The sequence below is a fragment of the Streptomyces sp. NPDC003720 genome, assembly GCF_042875075.1.
Taxonomy (GTDB): Bacteria; Actinomycetota; Actinomycetes; order Streptomycetales; family Streptomycetaceae; genus Streptomyces.
In genome coordinates, this window is record NZ_JBIANZ010000005.1 from 606,912 (window position 1) to 621,846 (window position 14,935).

Annotated in this window: 14 protein-coding genes; 11 read left to right on the forward strand and 3 right to left on the reverse strand. The window is 74.1% G+C overall.

Annotated features, from left to right (window positions below; translation table 11 throughout):
• The first annotated feature begins 124 nt into the window (after positions 1–124).
• The 11 genes from ACFYU0_RS17360 to ACFYU0_RS17410 all read left to right on the forward strand — a co-directional run bounded on the left by ACFYU0_RS17360 (position 125) and on the right by ACFYU0_RS17410 (position 11,953).
• Positions 125–787, forward strand: coding sequence for a TetR/AcrR family transcriptional regulator (locus ACFYU0_RS17360; protein ID WP_389301863.1), 663 nt, complete (start codon positions 125–127; stop codon positions 785–787).
• A 371-nt stretch (positions 788–1,158) separates the two neighbouring features.
• A complete protein-coding gene (locus ACFYU0_RS17365; RefSeq protein WP_351673546.1) occupies positions 1,159–2,184 on the forward strand; it encodes an alcohol dehydrogenase in 1,026 nt (341 codons plus the stop codon).
• Between the two features lie 320 nt (positions 2,185–2,504).
• Positions 2,505–2,630, forward strand: coding sequence for a hypothetical protein (locus ACFYU0_RS17370; protein WP_351673548.1), 126 nt, complete (start codon positions 2,505–2,507; stop codon positions 2,628–2,630).
• Positions 2,631–2,648: 18 nt separating this feature from the next.
• Complete coding sequence (locus tag ACFYU0_RS17375; RefSeq protein WP_389301866.1) at positions 2,649–4,160, forward strand: MFS transporter; 1,512 nt, start codon at positions 2,649–2,651, stop codon at positions 4,158–4,160.
• Positions 4,144–5,385 carry a tetratricopeptide repeat protein gene (locus ACFYU0_RS17380; RefSeq protein ID WP_389301869.1) on the forward strand — a complete coding sequence of 414 codons (1,242 nt, stop codon included), beginning with the start codon at positions 4,144–4,146 and terminating at the stop codon, positions 5,383–5,385. The genes ACFYU0_RS17375 and ACFYU0_RS17380 overlap by 17 nt, the downstream gene beginning before the upstream one ends.
• A complete protein-coding gene (locus ACFYU0_RS17385) occupies positions 5,382–7,295 on the forward strand; it encodes a B12-binding domain-containing radical SAM protein (RefSeq protein ID WP_389301871.1) in 1,914 nt (637 codons plus the stop codon). The genes ACFYU0_RS17380 and ACFYU0_RS17385 overlap by 4 nt, the downstream gene beginning before the upstream one ends.
• A complete protein-coding gene (locus ACFYU0_RS17390; protein ID WP_389301874.1) occupies positions 7,295–8,233 on the forward strand; it encodes a DUF692 family multinuclear iron-containing protein in 939 nt (312 codons plus the stop codon). The genes ACFYU0_RS17385 and ACFYU0_RS17390 overlap by 1 nt, the downstream gene beginning before the upstream one ends.
• Entirely contained in the window at positions 8,223–9,014 is a 792-nt protein-coding gene (locus ACFYU0_RS17395; RefSeq protein WP_351673558.1) for a hypothetical protein, read from the forward strand. Before ACFYU0_RS17390 ends, ACFYU0_RS17395 begins: the two co-directional genes overlap by 11 nt.
• Positions 9,011–9,865: a JmjC domain-containing protein gene (locus ACFYU0_RS17400; protein WP_389301878.1), complete on the forward strand. Its 855-nt coding sequence runs from the start codon at positions 9,011–9,013 to the stop codon at positions 9,863–9,865. The genes ACFYU0_RS17395 and ACFYU0_RS17400 overlap by 4 nt, the downstream gene beginning before the upstream one ends.
• Entirely contained in the window at positions 9,862–10,917 is a 1,056-nt protein-coding gene (locus tag ACFYU0_RS17405) for an aKG-HExxH-type peptide beta-hydroxylase (RefSeq protein WP_389301880.1), read from the forward strand. The genes ACFYU0_RS17400 and ACFYU0_RS17405 overlap by 4 nt, the downstream gene beginning before the upstream one ends.
• On the forward strand, positions 10,910–11,953 hold the full coding sequence (locus ACFYU0_RS17410) for a metallopeptidase TldD-related protein (protein ID WP_389301883.1): 1,044 nt from the start codon (positions 10,910–10,912) through the stop codon (positions 11,951–11,953). Before ACFYU0_RS17405 ends, ACFYU0_RS17410 begins: the two co-directional genes overlap by 8 nt.
• A gap of 24 nt (positions 11,954–11,977) precedes the next feature.
• Here the strand turns inward: ACFYU0_RS17410 and ACFYU0_RS17415 are convergent, their stop codons facing one another.
• From ACFYU0_RS17415 to ACFYU0_RS17425, 3 genes are all read right to left on the reverse strand, one after another.
• Positions 11,978–13,510 carry an MFS transporter gene (locus ACFYU0_RS17415; protein ID WP_389301884.1) on the reverse strand — a complete coding sequence of 511 codons (1,533 nt, stop codon included), beginning with the start codon at positions 13,508–13,510 and terminating at the stop codon, positions 11,978–11,980.
• A 106-nt stretch (positions 13,511–13,616) separates the two neighbouring features.
• Complete coding sequence (locus ACFYU0_RS17420) at positions 13,617–13,952, reverse strand: hypothetical protein (protein WP_351673568.1); 336 nt, start codon at positions 13,950–13,952, stop codon at positions 13,617–13,619.
• On the reverse strand, positions 13,949–14,935 hold a 987-nt coding region (locus tag ACFYU0_RS17425; protein WP_389301888.1), incomplete at its 5' end, for a cbb3-type cytochrome c oxidase subunit I. The genes ACFYU0_RS17420 and ACFYU0_RS17425, both read right to left, overlap by 4 nt.

Below are 14,935 nucleotides of genomic sequence, written 5' to 3' on the forward strand. Positions count from 1 at the left end.
TGAACACGGGCGCTTTCACTGTGAACTTACTGAAAAGTAAGGAAGAGGCGGCCTTCTCGACAAGATGTGTGCACGACAAGATTGGGGGAGTGGTGGCAGCGGTCGGGGCGGCAGGGGGGCAGGGTTGACGGGCAGGCTCAGGGCGCCGACGGGCCGCTACGGCGGCAGGTCCGCCGAGGAGCGGCAGGCCGAGCGGCGCCGCCGCTTCCTGGACGCCGCGCTGCGGCTGTTCGGCGGCGACCCCGGCTACCGGGCGACCACGGTGGCCGCCCTGAGCCAGGCCGCGGGCCTGTCCACCCGCCAGTTCTACGAGGAGTTCCGCACCCTCGAGGACGTCCTCGCCGCGCTGCACCTGGAGGTCAACGGCCTCGCGGAACGGGCCGTGCTGGACGCGCTCGCGGCGGCGGAGGGGCTGCCGCTGGCCGAGCGGGTCGCCGTGCTGTTCCGCGCCTACGCCCGCGACGTCACCAGCGACCCGCGCCGCATCCGCATCGCCTTCGTGGAGATCATCGGTGTCAGCGCCCGGCTGGAGGAGCAGCGGCTCGCCCGCCGCGCCCGCTGGGTCGACCTGATCCGCGCGGAGGCCGACGCGGCGGCGGCCCGCGGGGAGGCGGCGGTACGCGACTACCGCCTCGCGGCCACCGCCTTCATCGGCAGCGTCAACGGCCTGCTGCACGACTGGAGCAGCGGCTGGGTGGACGCGACCCTGGACGACGTCGTGGACGAACTCGTCCGCCAGCTCCTGGGCATCCTCCGCCCGGAGGGGTGGCGGGCCGGAGAGGGGTGAGGGGGGGAGGGGGCGCGAGCGTCGGTCGCGGCTGCGGGGGCTTCCGGCCCCACCCCTTGTCGACGGGGGCTCCGGCCTGGCCGAGTGCGGTCACAGCGCCCCGTCCGGCCCTGTCGACGACGAGACGTGCCCGGCCCGGGCCGGGCAAGCCGGGCGCTGGTGAGACGGGGTTCGGCGGGTCGGCGGCCGGCGGGGTCCGGTTCGGCGGACCGTGCGGCAGACGGCGGGACTCGCCGGGGCCGGACCCGGGCTTGGCGGGGCGGTGGGCCGGCCGGGTGGCGGCATCCGGGCCGGGGGTTCGGCGCGCGGCATTCGGGTGGAGCTGGTGTGCTGGAGCGGGGGGCCGTCGTACCCGTTCTCCGGAGATGCAGATGAGTACCTATCGAGTCGCGCAGGTGACCGCCCCGGACGGCACGTTCGAACTGGCCGAGCGAGAGGTGCCCCGGCCCGGGCCCGGGCAGGTCCTGGTCGCCGTGGAGGCGTGCGGGATCTGCCACAGCGACGCCCTCTTCGTGAGCGGCGGACTGCCGGGCGTGTCGTTCCCCGAGGTGCCCGGGCACGAGATCGCCGGGCGGATCGAGGAGCTGGGCGAGGGGGCCCAGGACCGCGGATGGCGCGCCGGTGACCGGGTGGCCGTCGGCTGGTTCGGCGGCAGCTGCGGCCACTGCGCGCCCTGCCGCGAGGGCGATTTCGTCGTGTGCCCGAACCTGAAGGTCCCGGGCTGGGCGTACGACGGCGGCTTCGGCGACAAGGTGCTCGTACCCGTCGACGCCCTGGCCCGCATCCCCGAGGGTCTGGCGGCGGGCGACGCCGGGCCCATGGCCTGCGCCGGCGTCACCACGTTCAACGGGCTGCGGCGCAGCTCGGCCAGGCCGGGCGACCTGGTCGCGGTGCTCGGACTCGGCGGCCTGGGACACCTCGGGGTGCAGTACGCGGTCGCCATGGGCTTCGAGACCGTGGGGATCGCCCGCGGCGCCGAGAAGGCCGACTTCGCCAAGCGGCTCGGCGCCCACCACTATGTCGACAGCACCTCCGGCACCCCGGTCGCCGAGGCCCTGCAGTCCCTCGGCGGAGCCAAGGTCGTGCTCGCCACCGCCGGGCACTCCGATGCCATCACGGCCACCGTGGACGGCCTGGCGCCCCGCGGCGAGCTGGTGGTCATCGGGGCGGACACCGAGCCCCTGGGCATCAGCCCGGTCCAGTTGCTGATGAGCGGCCGTGTCGTGCGCGGTCACCCCTCCGGCACCGCGAAGGACGTCGAGGACACCATGGCGTTCAGTGCCCTGCACGGCATCCGCCCGATGACGGAGTCCGTGCCGCTGGAGCAGGCGGACGAGGCCTACCGGAAGATGCTGGCCGGCCGGGCCCGCTTCCGGATGGTGCTCACCACCGGCTGAGACGTCCCGTCACGGCCGGAACCCCCCGGCCGTGAAGGAGCGAAGTCACCCTTTCGGGCCGCGGGGAAAAAGTTTCCGCGGGCGAAAGTGCCGAATGCGACCGGAACGAGCCACCGCGCGTACGAAGGAATGGCCGACTCCGTTTATTTTCCCGCGATTTCCCGACTCATGGCGCTGATCGAAAAGCGGAGCCCGGCCCGCCGGCGTGCTTTTCGGTCAAACTCCCCATGCCTTCTTTGGGCGGGTGAGGGCGTCCCTTAGGATCAATTGCAAGCGCTGCGGGGTTGGGCCTGTGGTGCCCTATTTCCGAGGGAGACGCAATGGGCGAGTCGAACACCGACCAGAAGATCCTCGAGGAGATCGAGGACCTCGACTCTCTGGAGGTCCTGGAGGCCGAGGACCTGGACGACAGCGTGGCGTTCCACGCGTTCCGGTTCCGCAGCTAAGGCCGGCCCGGACCAGACATGAAAACGGGTGGGCGGCCCGGTTTTCCGGCCCGTCCGCCCGTTGTCGTCGTCCGGCCGATAATTCGAGCACGGTACCCCAGGTTCTCGTCGAGAAAGGTCACACGGCCCGCTGTGGCGATTTATGTACGGCTGTTGCGGCACCGGCGTTTCGCCGGCCTTTGTTTCGGGCAGATGGTCTCCCTTCTCGGTGACGCGTTCTTTCCCATCATCGTGGTGGTGGCGGCCGCGAAGGCGGGCACGCCCGCCGAGACCATCGGCGCGGTCTTCGCCGCGCGCTTCGTCGCGCTCGGCGCGGTGGTGCTGTTCAGCGGAGCCCTCCTGGACCGGTTCGACCCGGTCCGCGCGGCCGTCGTCGCGGACTCCGCCCGCGTGGCCGCTCTCGTCGCACTCGCCGTGGTCTGGGACGGCGGACTGGACCCCGTCGTCCTCGCCGTCGCCGTACTGATCGGACTGTGCGAGGCGGTCAGCGAGCCCGCGCTGCTCGTCGTCGCGCCCAAGGTCCTCCCGCACCGCGCGGCCCGCGACGCCGCCGGCGAGGAGGACACCGAGGTCACCGCCGCCTACGGCCTGCTGGAAGGCATGCGCAACAGCGCCGGCATGGTCGGCCCCACCCTCGCCGCCGCCGTCGTCGGCGCGCTCGGCGCGCCCACGGGCGCCGTGCTCGCCGCGTTCGCCTTCGGGGTCTCCGCCGCCGCCACCCGCTACGCGGGCGCGCACATCGGGACCCGCTCCCGGTCCGGCGCCCGCGCGGCGGAACCGGCGCCCGGGAAGGCCGGGCCCGAACCGGACGGCCCGGCGGGCGGCCCGCGGAGCGACGACGCGGATGACGCCGAACCCTCGCTCCTGCGCACCGCCCTCCAGGGCCTCGCCGTGCTGTGGCGCATCCCGTGGCTGCGCCATGTGCAGCTCCTCGCCGTCGTGCACGTGGTGTTCGCCGTCGGCCCCTGGATGGTCGCCCTGCCCGTCTTCCTGATCGAGCGCGGTCACAGCGCCACCGTGTACGGATTCGTCCTGGGCGCCTTCGCCGTCGGCAACGCCGTCGGCGCCCTCGTCGGCGGCCGGATCGGCGGCCGGCGCCGCGGCCTGTACGCCCTCGCCCTGCTCGCCCTGTTCGGCGTGACCGTGCTGGCGCCCGTCATGACCGGTTCCGTCCTGCTGCTCGCCGCCGCCTTCTTCGCGGGCGGTGTCGGACAGCAGGCCTTCGACGTCGTCAAGATGACCGGACTGCGCCGGGACGTGCCCGAGGAGCTGCACGGCCGCGCTTTCTCGGCGGACTTCTTCTTCTCCTTCGCCTCCCTGCCGCTCGGGCAGCTGCTGGGCGCCGGACTGCTCCGCTTCGCCGACGCCCGCTCGATCATGCTGTGGGGCGGCGCGCTCGTGCTCGTCTCCACCGCCGCCGTGGCCGTACGGCCGGACGTCCGCCGGTTCGCGTCCGCGGGGCCCTCGGACACCGTCCCGGCGCCGGGAACACCTCTCATGGAACGGTCACCGGATGCCGGCACACGTTGATCTCTTCGAGGAGCACGGCGAGGTCGCGGCCCTGTGGTCCGGCCGCCCCTACGGCGGCCGCACGGTCGTCTGCTTCGACCGCCACCTCGACCTCAAGCCCCTGGCCCCGGGCGGCGCCGAGGCGCTGCGCGCCGCCGCCGAGGAGGGCGGCTCCCCGGCCCCGCTGGTGCGCCGGCTGCCGGTCCGCGGAGTGCCCGGCGCCTTCGGCCTTGACGACTTCTGGTCCGCCGCCGCGATCACGGCCGGCCTCACCGACCTGGTGTGGGTGCCCAGTTGGCGTTCCTCCGACGGCTGGGTGCGGCACGCGCTGGACGCCGTCTCGCTGATCGGCACCGCCGGCGCTCCGGCCGACCCGCGGGCGGAGCGCTGCTGCCTCGCGGTCACCCTGTGCGGGGTCCGGCTCGCCGTCGTACCCCCCGACCTCCTCATCGACCACCTCGACCGGCACGTGCGCACGGACGTCGTGACGGACATCGACCTGGACTGGCTGGTCGACGAGCACGGCAGGTCCGAGCACGGCACGGACGAACTGGCCCGCCTGGTCGGCGCCTGCGGAGGCGAACTGACCGCGATGACCTGGTCCACCCGGTCGGGTTTCCTGCCGTCCGAGTACCGCACCGTGGGCGCGGACGTCGCCGCCCGGCTCGGGCTGCGCGCGCGCCGGTCCTCGTACCTGCCCGCCACGCCGTGGCCGGAGGACCTGATGCTGCGCGTCCACCAGGGCGCCGGACCGTCCGGACCCGAGGCGGACGGCGACGGACCGGAAGCGGGTATCGTCATCGCCCTGCGCGGCCTGGCGCACACGGCGGCGAGCCTGGAGACGGCGGAGAAGTGCTTCGAGCGGGCCGCCGCGCACGGCTACCGCTCCAGTTGGCTCGCCTACCGCGTCGGCGCCGCCCACTTCGCCCTCGGCGACCACCGCGCCGCCCGCTCGTACCTGCGCGAGGCGGCGGCCATCGACCCCCAGGACACCCTCGGCGCACACGCCCGCGTCATGGGCGCGCGGGCCACCCTGCGCCTGGACGGCGCCGGCGCCGCCCTGGACGAGTTCCGCGCCCTCGCCGCCGAACTGCCGTTGCGCGAAGGGGTGTGGAAGACGCTGCGCGTTCTCGCCCGCGCCCAGGGCGACCCGGACACGGCGGAGGCGGCCGGGCGGCAACTGCGGCGGCTGGCCCGCCTGACCGGGCCCGGCGCCGCCGCCGGGCCGGAGACGGACCGGCCGTGATCGACGTGCTCCTGGTGATGCCACCGGTCAGCGAGGCCGTGCAGTTCCCCTACCTCGCCCTGCCCCAGCTCACCGCGGCCTGGACCGCCCAGGGGCACCGAGTGCGCGCCGTCGACCTCAACCTGGAGTACCGCGACGAGGTGCTCCTGCGCCGCCCGACGGCCCCCGAGGACGGCGCGGCCGACGACGCGCCGACCGCCGCCGCCATCTACCGGGGCGTCAGCGAGGAATACCGGGCCGCCCACGGCGACCTGCTGCTGCGCACCGCCCGGGACCGCTCCGCCGGATTCGACCAGGAGACGGCCATCACCGCGACCGGCCGCTACGTCCTGCGGCAGGCCGGCCGGGACGGCTGGATCCTCCCCGGGACACCCCGGCTGGGGCGGATCGACGAGCTGGTGGAGGCGTCCCTCGGCTCCTGGTCCGCCCGCTGGTGCGCCGACCGCCTCGAAGCGCTGCTCGCCGAACACCGGCCCCGCCTCCTGGCCTTCACCGTCCCGTTCTTCAGCCAGGTGGTCCCCACCCTCGCCCTGACCACCTCCGTCAAACGGCGCCGGCCGGACGTCCGGATCGCCCTCGGCGGACCGACCGTGCAGATGTGGGCCGCCGCCCTGCGCCGCCGGACCGCGGCGGCCGGCTCGGTGGACCACTGGTGCGCGGGCCACGGCGAGGACTTCCTGACCGACGTCCTCGGGACCGGCCCGGCCCGCACCCATGAGGTGCCGGAACGGCACGCGGACGGCCTGCGCGACGGCTTCGTCCTCAACGACCAACCCGCGCCCGACTTCGGGCAGTTCGACTTCGCGGACTACAGCAACCAGGCCCACCAGTTCCCGTACCGCCTGACCGTGGGCTGCTACTGGGGACGGTGCACGTTCTGCTCGTACGGCAACCGTTACCGCGACGCCCGGGCCTTCCAGCAGATCGACCCCGGCACCGCCGCCCGGCACCTCGTCGGGCTCGCCCGCCGGCTCGGCATCACCGATGTGGCCGTGGCCGACGAGAACACCGGCCTGCGGCACCTGTTGCGCGTCATGGAGGCCGTGCGTCGCGGCGGAGCGGACCTGACCTTCCGGGTCCGGGCCCGCCTGGAGCCGGAACTGGCCGACCCCGGTTTCTGCCGCCGGCTTCGCGAGGCCGGCTGCGTGCAGATCTCGACCGGCTTCGAGACGGCCGACCAGGACATACTCGACTCCCTGCGGAAGGGACAGGACGCGGCCCACGCAGAGCGGGCCGTGCTCAACCTGACCGGCGCGGGCATCGTCACCAACCTCTCCTTCATGGACGGCTACGACCACCCCCGGGCCGTCGAGGGCCACCACGACACGGTCGGCGTCATCCGGCGCCACCCCGCCGACATGGGCCTGGACACCCTGCAGTTGCTCGTTGCCGAACCCGGCAGCCACCTGTGGGCCGACCGGCCGCGCGAGGACGACGATCCGCTCGTCACCAACGACGGACTGGCCTTCGCCGCCGGACGCGTCGGCGGCGCGGTCCTGGCGGGCGCCGCGACCGACGAGGCCCGCGACCGGCTGCTGCGGATGACCGTCGAGGCCGTACCCGACGCCGAACGCGCCGGCCGCCCCGACCTGCCGCAGCACCCGGACGGACGTCCGGCCGCGTCCGGCGACCGGACCACGGCGGCCCGGCCGCGGTTCGCCGTCGCCCTGCGACGGGTGGGCGGCCGCTGGTTCCTGGCCGACGTCGCCTGGCCGCGGATGGCCGCCGTGCCCGCCGGCCTGACGCCCACCCCGGACGGCCGCTTCCAGCCGGAGGACAGGGACGGACGGCACTGGCTGCACCGGATGCTCGACAAACGCCTGCTGGAGCCCGACGGGCCGGACCCCACCGCAGCCGGCGCCCGCCGGGCGCCCGCGGCGTCCGATGCCCTCGGAGGGAGGAGCGTGTGATGGAGAAGCTCGGACTGGGGCTGGGCATGGACCTGGTCTGGGGAGAGCGGATCGGCTTCGAGAAGACCGGCTCCGGCCGGCCCACCGACCAGGTGGCCGCCTTCCTGAGACACAACGCCCCCGGCTACGACTACATGTTCGTCGCCTTCCAGCCCATCGACTACGGCCCCCTCGCCCCCGAGCGCTACTTCCCGGCGTACGACCGCCTGTTCGAGCTGTTCGGCGCCGAGCGGCCCCGCGCCTTCCACCACACCATGCTCAACACCGGGAGCCCCGAGCGCTACCGGCGCGCCGAGATCGCGGACTTCACCAACGCCCTCGTCGAACGCTACGGATTCCGCTGGGTCGTCGAGGACCTCGGCATCTGGTCCCTGGCGGGCCGCAGCCTGCCCTACCCCATGCCGCCCGTCCTCACCGAGGAGGGCCTGAAACACTGCGTGGCCGGCGTCGCCGACTGGGTGGAGCGGCTGCGGGCGCCCCTGTCGGTGGAGTTCCCCGGCTTCACCGAGGGCGGCAGCTTCCTCGTCGGCGACCTGGACGCGTTCACCTTCTACGACACCGTGATCCGGGAGACCGGCGCCCTGGCCACCATCGACATCGGGCACATCCTCGCCTACCAGTGGCTGACCGGGCGCACCGGACCGCGGATGTTCGAGGGCCTGGACGCGCTGCCGCTCGACCGCTGCCACGAGGTGCACCTGTCGGGCTGCCAGATCGTCGACGGGCGCTTCCGCGACCTGCACCACGGGGTGCTGCTCGACGAGCAACTGGCCCTGCTGGAACACCTGCTGCCGCAGATGCCGAACCTGACCGGCGTCACCTACGAGGACCCCAAGTTCACCGCCGACGGACAGCTCGTCCCGAAGTCGCGGCCCAACGCGGAGAGGCTGTTCGCCCTCGTGCGGTCCTGGAAGGAGGGCGGCGCCCGTGCCGCATGAGACCCCGGCCCCCGTCCTCGGTCCGCCCACGCGGCACGAGCGGATCCTGAAGGTCCTCGACCGGCTGCTGTACGACAGGGAGTTCCGCGAGGCGTTCACCGCCGACGGCCCGGCCGGCCGCCGGCTCGGCCTCGACGCCGACCTGGTGGACGCCTTCGGCCGGGTGGACCTGCACGAACTGGCCCTGGTGGGACGGAACATACGCTCCGAGGTGGTCTCCGGCGGCACCGGCACCGGGCCCGGCCTCAAGGGGGCGTTCCCCCGCACCCTGGACGAGCTGCGGGAGCGGCGCGGGGTGGCGGTCAACCAGGTGGCGGAGCGGTTCATCGCCTCGCCGTCCTTCCAGCGGTTCCGCGACGTCCCATTCTCCCCGTACGGCCGCGGCACGACGCTGCCCGAGTGCTTCCACCGCTTCATGGCAGGCCGGCCACCGGAGCTCGACCCGCGCGGCGAACTGGAGCCGCTGGTCCATCACGAGGCCGCAGCGGCCGTCGTCCGCGCGGTCGCCACCGGAGCCCACGCCACCTTCGACGTCACCCTCGCCCACACGGCCTTCCACGGCGGTGTCCTGTGCGGGTTCCGCGCCTACGACGAGGCGCCCGGGGCGTGGCGGCTGGAACCGACCATGTTCCTGGCGGGAGGCGGCCGTTGCGTCATCGGCACCGCCCGCCGCCCGCTGTACGAGGCCCTGACCGCCTTCCTCGACGGGCGCCTCGACGCGCTCGCACCGCGGGTGCGGGCCTCACTGGAGGAGCGCGTGCGCGCATGGGGGCTGCGATGAACACTCACCGGACCGAACGGACGGACACCCGCCGGCCGGACGAGACGGACCAGCTCGACCTCGACCGGTTCCGCCGCGAGCACTGGCGCCGCCGGCCCGTCGTCCTGCGCGGCTGTGGACCGCAGTTTCTCGCACCGGCGCTGACCTGGTCCGACGTCACGGCACTCGAGGCACGCCTGGACGCGGACACCTCAGCGGCGGGCGTGCACCGGCGCCCCGACGGAACCGTGCTCTTCGTGAACCAGGCGCAGCACACCATGCCCCAACTGGCTGCCGCCTGCGAGAAGCTGGCCGGTCTCTTCGGCTGGGACGAGTGCACGGCCGATCTGTCCGTCACCCGCGGCGGCGGCGCCGGGATCGGCTGCCACTTCGACCACAGCGACAACTTCGTCGTGCAGCAGCAGGGCTCCAAGAGCTGGCGCGTCGGGCTGCCCGAGCACACCAGCCGCGACCGGCAGCGCCGACGCATGCTGGAGACCAAGGGGTTCGTGCCCTCGGGCCGGCTCCCGCAGCGGCCCTGGGAGGTGCTGCTGCACCCCGGTGACGTGCTGTACCTGCCGCTGTTCGCACCCCACGAGGGGGTCGAGGACCCGGACGGCGCCGACGAGGGCTCGGTCAGCGTGTCCTTCTCCTACAACGCGCGCAGCGCGCTGGGCGTCCACCTCAAGCCGCTGCTGCGCGCACTGGCCGCGCAGGACGCCTGGTGGGAGCCGCTTCCCCTCGACGGGGCCGACCCCGAGCGGCTCGAGGCGGCGCTCGTACGGGCCCTGCGCACCATCACGCGCCCGGCGCCGGAAGCGCAGGAAGCGCCGGAGCGGCACACGGAACCGGCGGGACAGGGGGACGCATGAGGCTGAAGGAACTCGCGGCGGACAGGTCGGCGGCGGGACTGCCCGATCTGTCGCTGATCGTCCTCGCGGAGGACGCCGCCGCCGTCGCCGCCGGCGAACAGGTGCGCCGCGTCGTGGCCCGGCAGTACCTCGTCCGGCTCCTGCGCGCGGTCAGGGCGCTGCGCGAGGACCGCCCCGACGCGCCCGAGCTCGCCCGCGCCCTGGAACTGCTGGACGCCTGGGACGTCGACGAGGCCCTGGACCGGGCACTGCGACCGGACATGACCGGCTGGATCTGGCGCAGCACCGGGACCGGCGCCGACCCCGCGGTCCTGCTCACCCAGCTCGGCCGGTGCCTGGAGCCCGAGCGGCCGGGCGCGGCGGCCCACGTCGGCCTCGGGGCCCGGCGTCCCATGGCACCGGTCGTCACCACCGCCGCCGGAGGCCGCGCCGCCCAGCTCTTCGGCTGGGCCCGCGAGGGCGACGAGGAGCCGCTCGACCTCACCGCTGAGCGGGCGCGGGAGTTCGCCGCGACCGTGCAGCGGGGAGCCGACGCGCTGGCGGCCGTGTGGCCCGAGGGCCTGGAGATGGCGGCGATCGACATCCAGGCGTTCGCGGCACTGGGCGGCCACCGCGGGCTGCGGCCCCTGAACTTCAGCATCCACGGCCTGCGGGGTCTGGTCCTGACCAGCGAACGACCCGCCCACATGCTCGCCCAGACCCTGGTCCACGAGGCCACCCACCAGCGCTTCAGCGGCATCCTCGACTGCGTGGCGGTGGTCCGCAATCCCGAGGCGCGGCACCACTCGCCGTTCGTCGACGCGGAGCGGCCCCTCGGGCACATCGTGCACGGCATCCTCTCCTTCATCAACGACGTCCACGTGGCCGGCCGCCATCTGGCGGTCGAGCGCGACCCGGTCGAACGGGCCCGCATCCAGCGCTACGTCGCGCTGAAGACCGATCAGCTGCGCGTCGCCGAGAAGAACCTGCTCGAGGTCGCCCAGCCGACCGAGCACGGCGCCCGGCTGCTCGCGGGGTGCCGGAGCGCGATCGACCGGCTCGACCGTGGCTGACGGGCGGCCCCACGGCCCGCCCGCCGTCCCGGCCGGCCCCGGCGAGGACGTCGTCGGCGCGGCGCTGACACGGGCCCGCGCCCGGCTCGGACCGGGGGCGCACGTCGACCACGACGAACACGGCGGGCTGTGCCGGGTGCGCATCCGCCTCGGCCCGGCCCGGCACGGCCACGTCCCGCAGTGGGGCGTCGCCGCCCACGACAGCGCCTACGTGGCGGCCGAACTGGACGGCGGCGTGGCCCGGCTGCTCGACGACCGCGCGCTGCTGGCCCGGCGCCGTCCGCTGACCGGCCCGTTGTCCGGCCCGGCGCTGCTCACGCCCCCGGCGGCCGGAATCCTGGTGCACGAGTGCTTCGGCCACACCAGCGAGGCCGACAACTACCTGGCCCAGCGGCAGGCCCTCGGCCGGTCCCTCGGCGACACGTGGACCCCGGCCCCGCTGACGGTACGCGACCGCCCGACGGCCCGTCCGTACGCGGGCAGCTACCTCCGGGACGACGAGGACACCGCGCCCCGGACGGTCACGCTGGTCCGCGACGGCCGCTGGAGCGCGCTGCTCACCTCCCGGGCGACCCGGGCCCTGAGCGGGGGCAGCAGCACCGGACACGGCCGCGGCGCCCGGGGCGCGGTCGCACCCCGCTGCAGCGTGCTCGACGTGGAGCCGGGGCCGCACACCCGGGCGGAACTGCTCGAACGGGTCGGCGACGGCTGGCTCCTCGGCACCGCCGTCGGCGGCTTCTCCGTGCGCGAACACCTCATCCTCGAAGCGCTGTGGGCCCGCCGGGTGCGCGACGGGCGGCCGACGGACGACGTCGTGGGGCCGGTCGCCGTCTGCGCGCCGAAGGCGGCGCTGGCGCGGCAGATCACCGCCGTGGGCGGCGACGTGCGCGTGCACAGCTCGCCGTACTCCTGCGTCAAGGACGGGCACGAGGTCGGCTCCACCCTCATCAGCCCCTCCCTGCTCCTGGCCCGCTGCGTGGTGCGGCCGCTGGAGCAGGTGCGGCGACTGGTCCGGCGTGCGCGGCCGCCCGCCTGAGCGGTCCCGGGCGGGGTACGGCGCTCAGGTCTGCCGGGCGTTCACGGGGCTGTTGGCGACCTCGTCGGGGCACTTGCGGCGCGGCCCGCGTACCCGCCGGTCGCGCCGCCAGTCGGCCGTCGCGAGGGCCAGCGAGGCCGCCATGCCGACGAGGGCGGCGCCCAGCGCGGCGAAGAGGGCGCCGCGGAAGTCGTGGCTCCTGCCGAGCACCAGGTAGAAGAGCCCGGGCAGGGCGGCGGTGCCCACCGCCGCGCCGAGCCGCTGCCCCGTCTGCAGCGCGCCGCCGGCCGCGCCCGCCATCCGCACCGGAACGTCCCGCAGGGTCATGGTGATGTTGGGGGAGACGACGAAGCCGCCGCCGACGCCGCCCAGGAACAGCAGCGGAGCGGCGAGCCAGGCGGCGCTGTCCGCGGGCCCGTGGCGCAGCAGCAGCGCGGTGCCGCCGAGGCCGAGGAGGACGCCGGTGAGACCGCACACCGTGAGCAGCCGGCCGAACCGCTCCACCAGCCGGCCGGCGACCACGGAGCTGATCGCCGAGCCGACGGCGAACGGGGTCACGGCCAGGCCCGACCGCAGCGGGGAGAAGCCGAGGCCGTGCTGGTAGAAGAGGGCGAAGACCAGCCAGACGCCGCTGAACCCGATGAAGTACAGCGTGCCGACGCCGGCCCCGACGGCGTAGCCGCGCACGGTGGTGAACAGGCGCGGGTCGAGCAGCGGCTGCGTGCCGCGGGCGATCAGGCGCCGCTGCCACCGCGTGAACACGGCGAGGACCGCGGCTCCGGCCGGGAACAGCCACCACAGCTCCCCGATGCCGCCCGATTCCGCCTGCACCAGCGGATACATGAGGCAGAGCACGCCCAGCCCCAGCAGCAGGACGCCCGGCACGTCCACGTGCCCCCGGCCGGTCCGCCGGGTACGGGGCAGCAGGCGCCGGCCGAGCAGCACGGCGAGGATGCCGATGGGGAGGTTGACGTAGAAGATCCACCGCCAGCCCTGGGCGCCGGAGGCGAGGGCGAGGATGACACCCCCGGTGATCGGGCCCACGGCCGAGGAGATGCCGACGATCGAACCGAACAGCCCGAAGGCACGGCCGCGTTCGGCGCCCCGGAAGAGCTGCTGGATGAGCGCGGAGTTCTGGGGGGCCATGAAACCCGCCGCCAGGCCCTGGGCCAGGCGGGCCGCCACCAGCAGCGTGATGTCGGGGGCCGCTCCGCAGGCCGCGCTGAAGACCACGAAACCGCTGAGGGCCAGCAGGAAGATGCGCCGCCGGTCCAGGGCGTCGCCGAGCCGCCCGGCGGTGACCAGCGCGAGGGCGAAGGTGAGGGCGTATCCGGAGACGACCCACTGCACCTGCGCGGCGGAGGCGTGCAGGTCGCGCTGGATGGTGGGCAGGGCGACGGCCACGATCGTCACGTCCAGCAGGCTCATGAAGCCGGCCACGAGCGTGACCCACAGGGCCCGCCAGCGGCGCGGGTCCGGCTCGTACCCGGCCTCCTGGGCGCCCGCGTCCCGGGCGCCCGGATCCCGGTCGTCCGCCGCGGACGCCGATGCTGTCACAGGGGCTGCTCCTCTCACCCACCCGAACCCGGACGAACCAGGTTCCCCCGCCCGGCCCGCCGCACACCTGTCCACCACCGCGGATGCGGGCGCCGCCGGGCGCGGGTCAGCCGGCCGCCAGGACCAGCAGCCCCGTCGCCGCCACGAGGGCGCAACCCAGGACGCACCAGGCCGCCAGCCGCAGGCGCAGCGCCCGGTACCGGCTCTCGTAGGCCAGCCGCAGTTCCTCGGCGCGCTCCGCGGTGCGCCGCCAGGAGGCGCGGGACAGCGTCAGGTACTCCGCCTCGAACTGTCGCTCCAGATCGTCGCGCTGGGTGTCGGTGAGCCAGCCCAGCCGGGCGGCCAGCCGGGCCGCCGCCGCACGGCCCTCCTCGCGTGCGGCGGCGAGCAGCAGATGGCCCTCGATCTGCCGGACCAGCGTCCGGCCGTCGTCGGCGCTCACCGCGCGGTCACCTCCCGTTCCCGCGCCGGAACACGCGGATGGTGCAGGTCGAACGCCGGGGACTCGCTGCGGATCCGCGGCAGGGCGGCGAAGTTGTGCCGCGGCGGCGGGCAGGACGTCGCCCACTCCAGCGAGCGGCCGTAGCCCCACGGGTCGTCCACGCCGACCGGCTCGCCGTACTTCGCCGTCCTCCACACGTTGTAGAGGAACGGCAGCATCGACGCGCCGAGCAGGAAGGAGAAGACGGTGGACACGGTGTTGAGCGTGGTGAGCCCCTCGACCGCGAGGTAGTCCGGGATCCGGCGCTGCATCCCGTTCACGCCCAGCCAGTGCTGGACCAGGAACGTGCCGTGGAAACCGGTGAACAGCGTCCAGAAGGTGATCTTGCCGAGGCGCTCGTCCAGCATCTTGCCGGTCATCTTCGGCCACCAGAAGTGGAAGCCCGCGAACATCGCGAAGACGACGGTGCCGAAGACCACGTAGTGGAAGTGGGCGACGACGAAGTAGGTGTCGGAGGTCGGGAAGTCCAGCGGCGGCGAGGCCAGCATGACTCCGGTCAGCCCGCCGAAGACGAACGTCACCAGGAAGCCCGCCGCCCACAGCATGGGCGTCTCGAAGGAGAGGCTGCCGCGCCACATGGTGCCGATCCAGTTGAAGAACTTCACACCGGTCGGGACCGCGATCAGGAAGGTCATGAAGGAGAAGAACGGCAGCAGCACACCGCCGGTGACGTACATGTGGTGGGCCCACACGGTCACGGACAGGCCGGCGATGGAGATCGTCGCGGCGATCAGGCCCATGTAGCCGAACATCGGCTTGCGGGAGAAGACCGGGATGACCTCGGAGATGATGCCGAAGAACGGCAGGGCGATGATGTACACCTCTGGATGGCCGAAGAACCAGAAGAGGTGTTGCCACAGCAGTGCGCCGCCGTTGGTCGCGTCGAAGACGTGCGCCCCGAATTTGCGGTCCGCCTCCAGGGC

What these genes read in the sequence shown, in the direction of transcription:
- ACFYU0_RS17365 (WP_351673546.1), top strand. Translation starts at nt 1,159, where the DNA reads ATGAGTACCTATCGAGTCGCGCAGGTGACCGCCCCGGACGGCACGTTC.
- ACFYU0_RS17370 (WP_351673548.1), top strand. Translation starts at nt 2,505, where the DNA reads ATGGGCGAGTCGAACACCGACCAGAAGATCCTCGAGGAGATCGAGGAC.
- ACFYU0_RS17380 (WP_389301869.1), top strand. Translation starts at nt 4,144, where the DNA reads ATGCCGGCACACGTTGATCTCTTCGAGGAGCACGGCGAGGTCGCGGCC.
- ACFYU0_RS17400 (WP_389301878.1), top strand. Translation starts at nt 9,011, where the DNA reads ATGAACACTCACCGGACCGAACGGACGGACACCCGCCGGCCGGACGAG.
- ACFYU0_RS17405 (WP_389301880.1), top strand. Translation starts at nt 9,862, where the DNA reads ATGAGGCTGAAGGAACTCGCGGCGGACAGGTCGGCGGCGGGACTGCCC.
- ACFYU0_RS17375 (WP_389301866.1), top strand. Translation starts at nt 2,649, where the DNA reads ATGAAAACGGGTGGGCGGCCCGGTTTTCCGGCCCGTCCGCCCGTTGTC.
- ACFYU0_RS17390 (WP_389301874.1), top strand. Translation starts at nt 7,295, where the DNA reads ATGGAGAAGCTCGGACTGGGGCTGGGCATGGACCTGGTCTGGGGAGAG.